The organism is Mycobacterium sp. SMC-11, from assembly GCF_046250095.1.
Taxonomy (GTDB): domain Bacteria; phylum Actinomycetota; class Actinomycetes; order Mycobacteriales; family Mycobacteriaceae; genus Mycobacterium; species Mycobacterium heraklionense_A.
The window spans coordinates 4,322,779-4,335,712 of sequence record NZ_CP176430.1; the positions used below are offsets into that span (position 1 = coordinate 4,322,779).

Annotated in this window: 11 protein-coding genes; 7 read left to right on the forward strand and 4 right to left on the reverse strand. The window is 69.4% G+C overall.

The genetic code is table 11. From position 1 onward, the window contains the following. The first annotated feature begins 14 nt into the window (after positions 1-14). A complete protein-coding gene (locus ACKY0X_RS20500; RefSeq protein ID WP_409427491.1) occupies positions 15-503 on the forward strand; it encodes an inorganic diphosphatase in 489 nt (162 codons plus the stop codon). On the opposite strand, the gene ACKY0X_RS20505 is transcribed toward ACKY0X_RS20500, so the two are convergent. Next, complete coding sequence (locus ACKY0X_RS20505) at positions 484-1,173, reverse strand: TetR/AcrR family transcriptional regulator (RefSeq protein WP_409427492.1); 690 nt, start codon at positions 1,171-1,173, stop codon at positions 484-486. The genes ACKY0X_RS20500 and ACKY0X_RS20505 overlap by 20 nt on opposite strands. Before the next feature lie 107 nt (positions 1,174-1,280). On the opposite strand from ACKY0X_RS20505, the gene ACKY0X_RS20510 reads away from it, so the two are divergent. Then, complete coding sequence (locus ACKY0X_RS20510) at positions 1,281-1,715, forward strand: nitroreductase/quinone reductase family protein (protein ID WP_065041021.1); 435 nt, start codon at positions 1,281-1,283, stop codon at positions 1,713-1,715. On the opposite strand, the gene ACKY0X_RS20515 is transcribed toward ACKY0X_RS20510, so the two are convergent. Beyond that, positions 1,704-2,693 (reverse strand): TerC/Alx family metal homeostasis membrane protein, encoded by a 990-nt coding sequence (locus ACKY0X_RS20515; RefSeq protein ID WP_409427493.1) that lies wholly within the window; start codon positions 2,691-2,693, stop codon positions 1,704-1,706. The genes ACKY0X_RS20510 and ACKY0X_RS20515 overlap by 12 nt on opposite strands. Positions 2,694-2,781: 88 nt before the next feature. Between ACKY0X_RS20515 and ACKY0X_RS20520 the strand changes: the two genes are divergently transcribed. The 4 genes from ACKY0X_RS20520 to ACKY0X_RS20535 all read left to right on the forward strand — a co-directional run bounded on the left by ACKY0X_RS20520 (position 2,782) and on the right by ACKY0X_RS20535 (position 5,391). Continuing rightward, positions 2,782-4,056, forward strand: coding sequence for a hypothetical protein (locus tag ACKY0X_RS20520; protein ID WP_409429718.1), 1,275 nt, complete (start codon positions 2,782-2,784; stop codon positions 4,054-4,056). 27 nt (positions 4,057-4,083) lie between these two features. Continuing rightward, positions 4,084-4,782 carry a glycosyltransferase family 2 protein gene (locus tag ACKY0X_RS20525; RefSeq protein WP_409429719.1) on the forward strand — a complete coding sequence of 233 codons (699 nt, stop codon included), beginning with the start codon at positions 4,084-4,086 and terminating at the stop codon, positions 4,780-4,782. Then, positions 4,779-5,129, forward strand: coding sequence for a DUF2304 domain-containing protein (locus ACKY0X_RS20530; RefSeq protein WP_409427494.1), 351 nt, complete (start codon positions 4,779-4,781; stop codon positions 5,127-5,129). Before ACKY0X_RS20525 ends, ACKY0X_RS20530 begins: the two co-directional genes overlap by 4 nt. 91 nt (positions 5,130-5,220) lie before the next feature. Further along, entirely contained in the window at positions 5,221-5,391 is a 171-nt protein-coding gene (locus ACKY0X_RS20535) for an Rv1535 domain-containing protein (protein ID WP_409427495.1), read from the forward strand. A gap of 10 nt (positions 5,392-5,401) precedes the next feature. Here ACKY0X_RS20535 and ACKY0X_RS20540 read toward each other — a convergent pair whose 3' ends face one another. Then, positions 5,402-10,000 (reverse strand): HAD-IC family P-type ATPase, encoded by a 4,599-nt coding sequence (locus ACKY0X_RS20540; RefSeq protein WP_409427496.1) that lies wholly within the window; start codon positions 9,998-10,000, stop codon positions 5,402-5,404. Positions 10,001-10,147: 147 nt separating this feature from the next. Beyond that, entirely contained in the window at positions 10,148-11,092 is a 945-nt protein-coding gene (locus tag ACKY0X_RS20545; RefSeq protein WP_409427497.1) for an NAD-dependent epimerase/dehydratase family protein, read from the reverse strand. Between the two features lie 32 nt (positions 11,093-11,124). Between ACKY0X_RS20545 and ACKY0X_RS20550 the strand changes: the two genes are divergently transcribed. Beyond that, complete coding sequence (locus ACKY0X_RS20550) at positions 11,125-12,918, forward strand: hypothetical protein (RefSeq protein ID WP_409427498.1); 1,794 nt, start codon at positions 11,125-11,127, stop codon at positions 12,916-12,918. Positions 12,919-12,934 lie beyond the last annotated feature (16 nt).

Here is a 12,934-nt window from a genome sequence, read left to right on the forward strand (position 1 = left end):
TCTAGACTGACCCGGTGCAATTCGACGTGACCATCGAAATCCCCAAGGGCCAGCGCAACAAGTACGAGGTCGACCACGCCACCGGGCGGGTCAAGCTCGACCGCTACCTGTACACGCCGATGGGCTACCCCACCGACTACGGCTTCATCGAGGACACCCTCGGCGAGGACGGCGACCCGCTGGACGCGATGGTGCTGCTGCCGCAGTCGGTGTTCCCCGGCGTGTTGGTCGAGGCACGTCCGGTCGGGATGTTCCAGATGACCGACGAAGCCGGCGGCGACGCCAAGGTGCTGTGCGTGCCGGCCGGTGACCACCGGTGGGACCATATCCAGGACATCAGCGACGTGCCCGCCCATGAGCTGGATGCGATCAAGCACTTCTTCGTGCACTACAAGGACCTGGAGCCGGGCAAGTTCGTCAAGGCCGCCGACTGGGTTGACCGTGCCGAGGCCGAGGCCGAGATCACCCGGTCGATCGAGCGGTTCAAGGCCGAGGGGCACTAACTCCCAATACGTCCAGCAGCAGCGTGAGCTGGACGTCGAACACCGCCCGCGGTGCCGACAGGGTGTCCTCGCCATACCCGCCGAACACTTCCAGGCTGACCGCGCCCACCAGGGCGGCCCACAGCAGGAAGCATTTGGCGATGACAGCGTCGTCGCCGGGGAAGCCGAACTCGTCGCGGAGTCGTTCGAAGTCTGCCGACAGCGGTTGCGCTGCACCGCCTTTCCCGGATGTGATATCGCCGGCCGCGATGCCCGCCGCGATCGCTTCGAAGAGCGCCCCGACAACCCGGGTGCCTGGGGTCACGGTCCGCTCAGCCGGCGCGTGATAGCCGGGAACCGGGCTGCCGTACAGCAGCGCCCACCGGGCCGGGTGGGCTAGCGCCCAGTCCCGCACCGCGTGGGCGATCGTCACGATGTCCTCCCGCCACGGGGCCGATGCGCGGGCCCGGCCTACGGCATCGGCCAGATCGTTGTAGGCGTCGACCAGCAGCAGGGTGATCAACTCGTCGCGGCTGCCCACATACCGGTAGACCGCCGAGGACACCATGCCCACATCGCGGGCGACCGCGCGCAACGACAACCCGGCCGCCCCGTGGGTGCGCAGATGACGCCGCCCGACCTCGATGATCTGCGCCTCGATGCGCTCCCGCGACTCCTGGCGTTTTCCCACGGCACCAGTCTGACAGATACGAGAGCACTGCTCTTGTTTTAGCGGCTACGTCGTGTCACCATGCAAACGAGAGCACCGCTCTGTTATGCCCTGAGGAGGCTACGGCCATGGCGCATTACCAGCCGCCGAGCACGGTGGAAAGATTCGGCAACGCCCTGATCCGCAAGCTGGCCGAGGCGGGCGTCAGCATTGCCGGCACCCGCGCGATCTCCGTGCGCGGCCGCAAGAGCGGCAAGCGACGCGGTGTCGTGATCAATCTGCTGACCGTCGACGGGGTGGACTACCTGGTCTCGCCGCGCGGCAACACCGAGTGGGTTCGCAATGTGCGCGCCGCCGGCGAGATCGAGGTCGGGCCGCGGTGGCGGCCGCGCCCGGCTCAGGTCATCGAGGTGCCCGACGACGACAAACCGGAGGTGCTGCGCCGCTATCTACAACGCTGGTACTGGCAGGTCAAGGGATACGTGGCGGGGCTGACACCGGATTCCAGCGACGACGAACTGCGGGTCGCGGCGGCGTCGTTCCCGGTCTTCTCACTGCGCTGAAGTCGCCCCGCGGGTCCGGTAGAGGCTGGCCACCGTCGTCAACGCCAACACTCCCACCACGACCCCCAGGCTGACCGGGGTGGGGATCTCCGGGACATTGAGCGGCCGGCCCGAGTTGATGAACCACACCTCGTTGGTGCGCAGCGCATGCAACACCATCCGCACGCCGATGAACCCCAGGATCACCGACAGGCCCTGGGACAGATACACGAACCGACCCAGCAGCTTGCCCAGAATGAAGTAGAGCTGGCGCAGCCCCATCAGGGCGAACACATTGGCGGTGAACACCAGGTAGGGCTGACGCGTCAGTCCATAGATGGCCGGAATCGAGTCCATCGCGAACACCACGTCGGTGGTGCCCAGCGCCAGGCCCACCAGGAACATCGGCGTGACGGCCCAAGCCCCTGAACTGTCCCGGACGAAGAACCGCACACCGGACCAGCGATCGGTGGCGTTGAAGTGGGTGCGCGCAAACCGCACGATGAAGTTGTTGCCGCCCTCGCCCTCCCCGTCGCCGGTGGGGTCGTCGTGGCGGAGCAGTTTGATCGCGGTGTAGGCCATGAACGCACCGAACACGTAGAACGTCCAGGACAGCCGCTGCACCGCGACCCCGCCGAGCGCGATGAACACCGCCCGGAACGACAGCGCCATGACGATGCCGACGAACAGCGCCTCCTGCCGGTACTTCTTGGGCACGTTGAAGCTGTTCATGATGATCACGAACACGAACAGGTTGTCGACCGAGAGGCTGTACTCGGTCAGCCAGCCGGCATAGAACTGCATGCCGTACTTGGCGCCGTGAAAATGCCACACCCAGACGCCGAACGCCATCGCCAGGCTGAGGTAGAACGTCAGCCATCCCGCGATCTCGCGGATTGACGGTTCGTGCACGCGCCGGCCGATGATCAGCAGGTCGAATCCGAGCACCGCGCCCAGCCCCGCGAATGTCAGCAGCCATTCCAGCAGCGACGGGTCCAAGAGCGGGCCTCCGGTCAGCGAGTCAGTACTGAGGTTGTTTCAGGGCTGGCCGACGGTACCCCGCGGCCCGCTTAGTATTTTCGCCGTGGTGACCGACGTCGGTGGTACCGGATCCCCCGGGTTCCCCCGTGGGCTGGCCACCGGTCCTGTCGCCCGCGCCAGTATGGCCCGGGTCGGCACCGCAACCCTGCTCAGCGCGCTCTGCGGCTACGCAGTGCTGTATCTGGCCGCGCGTGACCTAGACCCGGCAGGTTTCTCGGTGTTCGGCGTGTTCTGGGGCGCGTTCGGGCTGGTCAACGGCGCCGCCAACGGCCTGCTGCAGGAAACCACCCGCGAAGTCCGGTTCGCCGGAGACTCGGCGCGCCAGCGCCCCGCCACGCCACACACCCGCCCGCTGCGGGTGGCCGGACTGAGCGGGCTGGTGGCGGCCGCGGTGCTCGCCGCCAGTTCGCCGCTGTGGAGCGGCCACGTGTTCGTCGAGGCGCGCTGGCTGTCGGTCGGGCTGCTGTGCTTTGGTCTGGCCAACTTCGCAGTGCACGCCACACTGCTCGGCATGTTGGCCGGCGCAAACCGCTGGACGCAGTACGGCGCGCTGATGGTGACCGATGCGAGTGTCCGGGTGGCCGTGGCCACCGCGACGTTCGTCGTCGGCTGGGGCCTGGTCGGGTTCTTGTGGGCCACCGTGGCCGGCGCGCTGGCCTGGCTGCTGCTGCTGGCCGCCTCACCCGCGGCCCGTTCCGCAGCGCGCCTGCTGACGCCGGTGAGCACGGCGGGATTCCTGCGCGGTGCGGCGCATTCAATCACCGCGGCCGGGGCCAGCGCGATCCTGGTGATGGGCTTTCCGGTGCTGCTACAGGCCACCTACGGCGAATTGGGCGCCGCCGGCGGCGTCGTGATCCTGGCGGTCACGGTGACCCGGGCACCGCTGCTGGTGCCGCTGACCGCCATGCAGGGCAACCTGATCGCGCACTTCGTCGACCAGCGGGGCCGCCGACTGCGGGCGCTGCGCACCCCGGCGGCGGCCGTCGCCGCACTGGGCGCGCTGGGCGCCGTGGCGGCGGGTCTGCTCGGCCCCTGGCTGCTGCGCACCGTGTTCGGCGCGGACTACCGCGCCGACGGGCTGCTGCTGGCCGGACTGACGACGGCAGCCACCGCGATCGCGCTGCTGACGCTGACCGGGGCGGCGACGGTGGCCGCGGCACTGCACCGCGCCTACGCGCTGGGCTGGGTGGGAGCCACGGTGGCCTCGACCTTGCTTCTGCTGCTGCCGTTGGAGCTACCGACCAGAACCGTGGTGGCCCTGCTGTGCGGTCCCGTGGTGGGAATCGCCGTGCATCTGGCCGCGTTGCGCACCGATTCCTAAGCCGGGCAGGCGTGTATTTTCTAAACCATCGATACCCGCTACCCCGATGTCTGGATCATCGTCCCGGCGTTCAACGAGGCGACCGTCATCGGTGACGTGATCGCCGGGATCCGTTCGGTTTTCGACTACGTGGTCTGCGTGGACGACGGAAGCACGGACGACACCGCCGCCACAGCGCGGCGCGCGGGCGCTTACGTGGTGCGCCATCCGGTGAACCTCGGTCAAGGCGCGGCCATCCAGACCGGGGTCGAGTTCGCCCGCCGCCAGCCCGGCGCCCGACTGTTCGCCACCTTCGACGCCGACGGCCAGCACCGGGTGGCCGACCTGATGCGCATGATCGACCATCTCGACACCGCCGACCTCGACATCGTGATCGGCACCCGGTTCGCCGCACCCGAAGCTGCCGCGACGGTGCCGCCGCTCAAACGAGCGGTACTGCGGACCGCGGTCTGGCTCAACCCGCGAATCCGCCGACTTGGGCTCTCCGACGCCCACAACGGCCTGCGGGTGTTCAACCGGCGAGTGGCCGATGGCCTCGACCTCACCATGACCGGGATGAGCCACGCCGGGGAGTTCATCGCCCTGATTGCCGAGAACCGCTGGCGGGTGGGCGAAGAGCCGGTCGAGGTGCTCTACACCGAGTACTCGAAGTCGAAGGGGCAGCCGCTGCTCAACGGCGTCAACATCCTGTTCGACGGGCTGCTACGCAAGAGGATGTCGCGATGAACTGGATCAAGGTTCTGCTCATCGCAGCGGTACTGATGCTGCTGATCTACCTGTTGTTGTCGCGTCGGTCCGCCCAGTCGCGAGCCTGGGTGAAGGTCGGCTACCTGGTGTTCGTGGTGGCCGGTATCTATGCGGTGTTGCGCCCCGACGACACCACCGTGTTGGCCAACTGGCTCGGGGTGCGCCGCGGCACCGATCTGATGCTGTACGTGCTGATCATGGTCTTCGCGTTCACCACGCTGAGCACCTATATGCGATTCCGCGATCTGGAGCTGCGCTATGCCCGGCTGGCGCGGGCGGTAGCGCTTACCCAGGCCCAACCGCCCGAGCCGCCTGAAACCGCCTGAGCCGTCCAAAACACAGTAATTCGGCAACAGTTGTCCCAGCGGTAACAGCGGGTTTGCCGATCGTCCGATTCCAGCCCTCACCGTTGCAGGTATGCGGACTACCGAAGTCCTGGCAGAACCTCTGGCCGACGTGACAGCGGCACTGCTGACAGTGCCGGTGGTCGAGCTGTACGCAGTGCTCTGGCGCGCCGGTCTTCTGGAGGTGCGACTTCGCGCATCCAAGCGATCACTGCCGCAGGTGACGGTGCTTCAGCCGGCGTAACCGGACAGCCTCAGCGCACCAGCTCCAGCTTCGCGGACGACTTCTTGGCGGCGGCTTTCTTGGCCGGTGCCTTCTTGGCCGGCACGGCCTTCTCGGCCGGGGCTTTCTTGGCAGCCGGAGCCTTTTTGACCGGCGCCTTCTTGACCGGAGCCTTCTTGGCGGCGGCCTTCTTCACCGGGGCCTTCTTGGCCGGTGCCTTCTTCACCGGAGCCTTCTTTACCGGGGTCTTCTTGGCGGCCGGAGCCTTCTTCGCCGGAAGGGCCGGAACCACCGACAGCGCCTTGGTGGGGGCCTCGATCTCCTTGGTGGGAGCGGCGATCTCCTTGGCCTCCTTGGCGGAGGTCGAGAATCGGCTCGCCACGGCCACCGCGGCGGTGGCCGCCGCGGCCGTGCCGAGGCCCTGCGCCCAGCCGATCGGGCCGACCGGCGTGCAACCCAACAGCTGGCTGACCCCTGGAGTGGAAACTATCGCCGCGAACAGCGCGAACGATCCGGCCGCCGTCGCCAGCACCATCGGCGCCCGCGAATCGACCACGGTCTGACCGAGTTCGGTGGTCACCAGCGAGATCAGCGCCACCGTTGCGGCCCGCTGCGGCAGGCCCGTTGCGGAGGCCATCGCCCAGGCCGCGGTCCCCGCCGCGGCGGTGACTCCGCCGCGGAACGCCACCGCGCGCCACAGTTTGCGCTCATCGAGTCCGGGCACCGCGTCACCGATCGGGCCGGCCGGCGTGCTCACCGCCACCGCGGTGGCCGGCAGTGCGTCGGTCAGGGTGTTCATCAACAGCAGCTGCCGGGTGTTCAGCGGTGAATTCCCCGTGATCGCAGTGCCGATGACGGAGAACATCACTTCGCCGGCGTTGCCGCCCAACAATCCGGAGATGGCCAGTTGCACACCGCGCCACAGTCGCCGGCCCTCGTCGATCGCGTCGACCAAGGCACCGATCTTGCCGTCGGTCAGCACCACGTCGGCGGTGGCATGTGCCGAGTCGCTGCCGTGCGCAACAACACCCAGCCCCACCGTGGCGGCCCGGATCGCCGCGGCGTCGTTGGCGCCGTCGCCCACCATCGCCGACACCCGGCCGGCGCGCTCCAGGGTCTGGACGATCTGCACCTTGTTCTCTGGAGACATCCGGGCGAAGATCACCCGCTCGCAGACCACCCGCTCTTGTTCCTTGCGGTTCAAGGCATTCCACTCCGAGCCGGTGATGACCTGCTCGGGGGCGACGGTCACGCCCATCTCGGCGGCGATCGCGGTGGCCGTGATCGGGTGGTCACCGGTGATCATCCGGATGTCGACGCCGCGGGCGGCCAGATCGGCGAGCAGCTGTGGAGCGTCGGCCCGCGGAGTGTCGGCAAGGCCGAGGAACCCGAGCAGCGTCAGCCCGGTGGCACTGACCTCCACGAGACGTTCGGAATCGTCCTGGACGGCCCGCACCTGGGCGGCGGTCAGCGTGCCCTGGGCGACCGCGATCACCCGCAGGCCCTGGGCGGCCATCGCGGCCACCTGCTGCTCGATCTTGGCGTCGGCGTTGGTGCAGGCCCCCAACACCACTTCCGGTGCGCCCTTGACCAACAGCTCCGATCCCAGCACCGACGCCGAGAAGGCCCGGCCGGAGCGGAACGGCAAGTGAGCGTCGGGCTCGATCCACGGCCGGGCGCCGGCGGCGGCCGCCGCGCCCTCGACGATGGCCTGGTCGGTGGCGTGCGCGTGCGCCGCACCGTCAGGAGCCGGCGCCGCCTGCGCGGCCGTGCCGAGCACGTCGTCGTCGGAATATCCCGCAAGCGGGCGCACCGTGGCGACCCGCAGCCGGTTCTCGGACAGCGTTCCGGTCTTGTCGAAACAGACCACGTCGACCCGGCCGAGTGCCTCCACCGACCGCGGAATCCGCACCAGTGCACCGGTTTTGGTCAACCGCTGCGACGACGCGTGCTGGGCCAAGGTGGCCATCAGCGGCATGCCCTCGGGGACGGCGGCGATCGCGACCGCGATCGCGTTGCCCAGCGCGACCCGCAACCCGCCCTGGCGCAGCAGGCCGAGCGCGCCGACCGCCACACCGCCGGCGGCGCTGTAGGGGAAGGTCCGGTACATCAGCTGGGACAGGTGGTGCTGCAGGCCGACCTCGGGCAGCTCGCCGGCGGCCAGTTCGGAGGCCCGGCGGGCCTGAGTGTCGCCGCCGACCGCGGTCACCATCGCCAGCGCCTTGCCGGCGATCACCGTGGTGCCCGCGTACAGCATGGAGCTGCGCTCTGCCAGTTCGGCGCCGGGAGTCGGGTCCAGTTGTTTGCCGACAGACAGCGATTCGCCGGTCAGCGCCGATTCGTCGACCTCGACGTCGGACACCTCGATCGTCCGGGCGTCGGCGGGCACCACCTCGTTGCTGCGCACCTCGATCAGGTCGCCCGGCAGCAGTTGTTCGGCGGGGATCTCGTGGTAGGACGGGGTGCCGTCAGCACCCAACAGCACCACCCGGGCCGGCGGAGCCTGCTGGGCCAGCAGGGTGTTCAGCCGGCTCTCGGCCCGCAACCGCTGATAGGCGGCCAGCATGGCGTTGCCGGTGAGCACCGTGCCCACCATCACGGCGTCGATCGGCGAACCCAGCATGGCGGTCGCCGCCGAGCACAGCGCCAAGATCGGCGTCATCGGGTCGGACAACTCTTCACGCACGGCGTGGAAGTACGGCCAGAACATGCCTTGCGTTTCCGCGTCGACCGGCGCGCGTTCGGCCAGCGGCGTCACCGCGTCCGGCGTCAGCAGCTCGCGCGCCTGCTCGACCGTCATGGCGTGCCACTCGTAGGCCGGTGCCGGCTTCGGTGCGTGCGCCCGCAGCACCCGGCGCGCCAGCAGATACCCCGAGAGCATTCCGGCGCCCGCACCAACGGTCACCGGACCCGGGCCGCGGCTCGGTCCGGCCCCGACACCGGGGATGGTCGCCCGAACCCCGCGGACCAGAAGCAGCCCGGCGATGGACGACGCCCCGATCGAGATCGCGACCCCGCGCTCGGTGGCCGTCCGGGCAGCCGGCAGTGCGCGCAGCACCTGCCATGCTCCGGCCAGGTCGGCCAGCAGCAGGTCGGCATAAAAAGGCGGCGGGCTGTCGGGGTGCTCGCTCGTCGGCATGACACCCAGCGCCAGATCCGCCGACGCCAGCGCCTGCGCTGCCGAGGTGGACAACACCGCAACCGTGCGGCCGGCCTGCTGCAGGTCGGCCACGGCCGCGGCTAGCGCGGCGTCGAGATCGTCACCGGAGACCGACCGGATGTCATCGAAACCGGGACGCAGCTCGCCGAGGATCTCGGTGTCCACCGTGACCAGCTCCGCGCCGGAGGCACGTGCTTCCAGGACCACCGCCGAAGCCAGCGCATGGTGCGCGGGCAGGATCAGCGCGTCCACCGACACCGTGCGGGCCGAGCCGCGGACCGTCATCCCGGGAACCCGGTGCCAGCCCGGGCGCAGTCCGGGCTTGTCGAGCAGGCTCTGCGCGCTGTGCCACGCCTTCGGCAGCTCATGCTCGCTCGCGCCGCGAATCTGCACCACCCGGCGTTGTTCACCGGTCAGCGCCCGCGGGTCGATGACCACGGTGTCGATCTTGTCGAGGCGGCGCAGGCTGTCCGGCCGCAGCGGCAGCACTCCATGCGCGTCTGCCAGGCCCTGTCCCAGGGTCGCGGCGAACGATTCGCAACTGGTGCGCACCGCTTTCGGCGAGGTGGCCAGGATCGCGCTCGAGGTCATGTCCAGGTTGCGGGTCAGCGCGCCCACCGCCCCGGCCGCGACCACCTGCGCCACCGCGGTGCGCTTCAGGTAGCGCTCGGCCAGACCGTCCGGCCGCGGGACAGGCCGCGCGGCGGAGTGCGCGTCCGGGTGCTCGGCGTACCGGGCCAGCTCCGGCTCGTAGCGATTCCAGGCCAGCGCACCGGCGCGGGTCTCGGAGGCTTTGAGGCCCTCCACCATCAGATCCACCGCCAGGATCGCCGGGGACATGGTGATGACGTGCGACCCGAGCGAGACCAGCGAAAGCACCCGGTCGGTCTTGGCCGGGCCGATCCGGCTCGCCAGCGCGTTACGAACCAGCGGCTGATAGCGGGCCACCGACGCCGCGGCGTCGAAGATCTTGGGCGCGGCCGGCCAGCGCATCGCGCTGCCCACGGTTGCGATCGCCAGCCCTACCGCGTTGGCGCCCACCATGGCGCCCTTGGTGGCCAGCAGCAGTCCATCGCCCGGCAGTGCCGCGGTCTCGGTCGCGGTCAGTTCTGTGCTCTTCTCGACCGCTTCCACCTTGGCGCACAGGTCGGCCAGCGAAACGTGGTCACCGATCTCGACGACCACCCGGGACAGCGGGCGGTTCAGCCGCACCGAGGTGACGCCGAGCTCGGCCCGCAGGGCGTCCAGAACCTCGGCACCGATGTCTGCGCCGTCGGGGTCGTCGAGCCCGTGCACCTCGATCCAGGCCCGCCCGGCACCGCGCCAGCTGCGCCGGCTGGTCAGATCGGAGCGCTCACCGGCCAGGATCTTGGCGCCTTCGCGCAGCGGGATGGCGGCGAGATCCAGGCTGGCAGATGCGACGGCGCCGACGGCGTCCAGTCCGAAACGGCCGATTGCGAAAACATCCATGGATGGCCTCCAGCGTCATAGCAGCGCTGGAGGTCTCTTCCGCCGGCTGCCCGGCTCACAGCCCCGGTCACCCGATGACGGGCGACGTGATGACGACACTGCGAATTGGGGAATACTCCCCTCCGACCGGCCAGTATGCCACAAAGTTCAGACGGTCTTCACCTGCCGGAAGTACTCCACGGTGCGTGTCACCCCGTCGGCCAGCGCGACCTGCGGACGCCAGCCCAGCACGTCCGCGCCCCGCGAGATGTCCAAGCATGACCGCTTCAGATCACCGAGGCGCGGCGGGTGGAACTCCGGGTCATCGGGTGCGCCGACGGCGGCGGCCACGGCCGTATGCAGCTGCCGGTCGGAGGTTTCGACCCCGGTGCCGACGTTGAAGCGTTGCCCGTTGCCCTGCTCACCCGACGCCCGCACGAAGGCGTCCACCACGTCATCTACGAACACGTAGTCACGGGTGTTCGATCCGTCGCCGAACACCTTGGTGGGCCTGCCCTCCAGCAGCGCCTGCGCGAAGATCGCCACCACCCCGGCCTCGCCATGCGGGTCCTGGCGAGGTCCGTAGACGTTGGCCGGCGCAATGTGGGAGCACTGCAGGCCGTAGAGGTGGCCGAAGGTGTTGAGGTAGATCTCACCGGCCACCTTCCCCGCGGCATAGGGCGATGCGGGATCGGCCGGGACGTCTTCGCCGGTCGGGTAGTGCGCCGGGGTGCCATAAATCGACCCGCCCGAGGAGGTGTGCACGATCTTGCGCACCCCCGCCGTCCGCGCGGCATCGGCCAGCCGGATCGTCCCGACGACATTGACCGAGGCGTCGAAGACCGGGTCGGCCACCGAGTGTCGAACGTCGATCTGGGCGGCCAGGTGAAAGACCACCTCGGGCTGGTGCTGCGCCAGGATTGCCTGCAGGTCTGCGGAGACGATGTCGGCCTCGACGAAGGTGAAGCCGGCGTCGCCGGCCAGATGCTCGATGTTGACGGCTCGGCCGGTGGCGAAATTGTCCAACCCGACTACCTGGTGCCCGTCCGCCCGCAGGCGGTCGACCAACGTCGATCCGATGAAACCGGCTGCCCCGGTGACCAGTGCTCGCACCGGCCCACCATACCGACAGGTAAGAAAGACGGATGCGCACCCGTTTCGCCGCACTGCCTTGGGTCTGTTGGGCGGCGGTTGCGCTGATCGCCGCCCAGCTGCTGGTCCGGGCGATCGTGGCGTTCGGGGGCTACTTCTACTGGGACGACCTGATCCTGATCGGCCGCGCCGGCACCCATTCGTTGTTGTCGCCGGCGTACCTGTTCGACGATCACGACGGCCATGTGATGCCGGGCGCCTATTTGGTGGCCGGGGCGCTGGCCAAGCTGTGGCCGCTGCAGTGGGCCGCGCCGGCGGTCAGCCTGGTGGTGCTGCAGCTGCTGTCGTCGTGCGCGTTGCTGCGCGTGCTGTGGGTGATTCTGGGCTGGCGCCCGGCGCTACTGGTACCCCTGACCTTCGCGTTGTGGACCCCGCTGGGCCTGCCGGCCTTCGCATGGTGGGCGGCGGCACTGAACTCGCTACCGCTGTGCGCCGCGATGTCCTGGGTGTGCGCCGACGCGATCCTGTTGGCGCGCACCGGGAATCGGCGCTACGCATACACCGCCACCCTGGCCTACCTGGGCGGCCTGTTGTTCTTCGAGAAGTCCGCGGTGATTCCGTTCGTCGCGTTCGCGGTGACGGCACTGCTGGGCTATGTATCCGGTAAGCCGCTGACCGGCGCGATCGTTGGGGCGTGGCGGGCCGGGGCCCGAATGTGGACGGCGATGCTGGCAGTGACCGCGGGGTGGATCGGGGTCTACCTGGCGGTGGTGAATCAGAAGCGGTGGAGTTTCGACCTCGACATGACCCGCGAGCTGCTGCAGCGCTCGATCACCCACGGCGTCGTCCCGAGCCTGGCCGGTGGCCCGTGGACCTGGGCACGCTGGGCGCCGGCCTCGCCGTGGGCGCTGCCGGGGCCGGTGGTGATGGCGCTGGGGTGGCTGGTGCTGGCCGGGCTGTTGGCGGTGTCGCTGGCGCGCAAACACCGGCTGGTGCCGGTATGGCTTGCTGCAGCCGGGTACGCGGCGGCCTGCCAGGTGCCGATCTATCTGATGCGCTCCTCGGCGTTCACCGCGCTGGAGTTGGCTCAAACCCTGCGCTACCTGGCCGATCTCGTCGTGGTGCTGGCGATCCTGGGCGCGGTCGGGTTGTGCGCCCCGAACCGGGACTCGTCGCGGTGGCTCAACGCCTCACCGCTGCGCGCCATTGCGGTGACCGGCCTGGCGGCGGCGTTCACCGCGAGCAGCCTGTATTCGACGGGCACGTTCTTGACCTGCTGGCGTGACGATCCGGCCCGCGCGTACCTGCAGAACGCCCGGCATGGACTGGCCGCCGCCCACGCCGCCTCCGATGCGCCCATGCTCGATCAGGAGGTCGACCCGCTGGTGCTGCAACGGGTCGTCTACCCGGAGAACCTGGCCAGCCACATGTTCGCCTTGCTTGCCGACCGGCCCGAGTTCGCCTCTACGACGACGCAGTTGCGGATGCTGACCAACGCGGGGACAGTGGCCGACGCCCAGGTGACCTGGGTCCGCTCCCTGGTTCCCGGACCGGTGCCCCACTGCGGCTATCTGATCCAGCCGGACCGGCCCGCAACCCTGGCGCTAGACGGCCCGCTGCTGCCCGCGGACTGGACCGCCGAGATCAACTACCTGGCCAACGTCGACGGTGCGATGACACTGTCGCTATCGGACGGCCCCGACGTGCGCGTGCGGGTCCGTCCAGGCCTCAACCGTGTGTTCGTGCGGCTGCCCGGCGCCGGATACAACGTGTCCGCGCGCGCCGACACCGCGGCGCTGTCGGTGTGCATCGCGGTCGGCCCGCTCGGTTACCTCGCGCCAAAGTAGGGACGGCAGGTTGGGT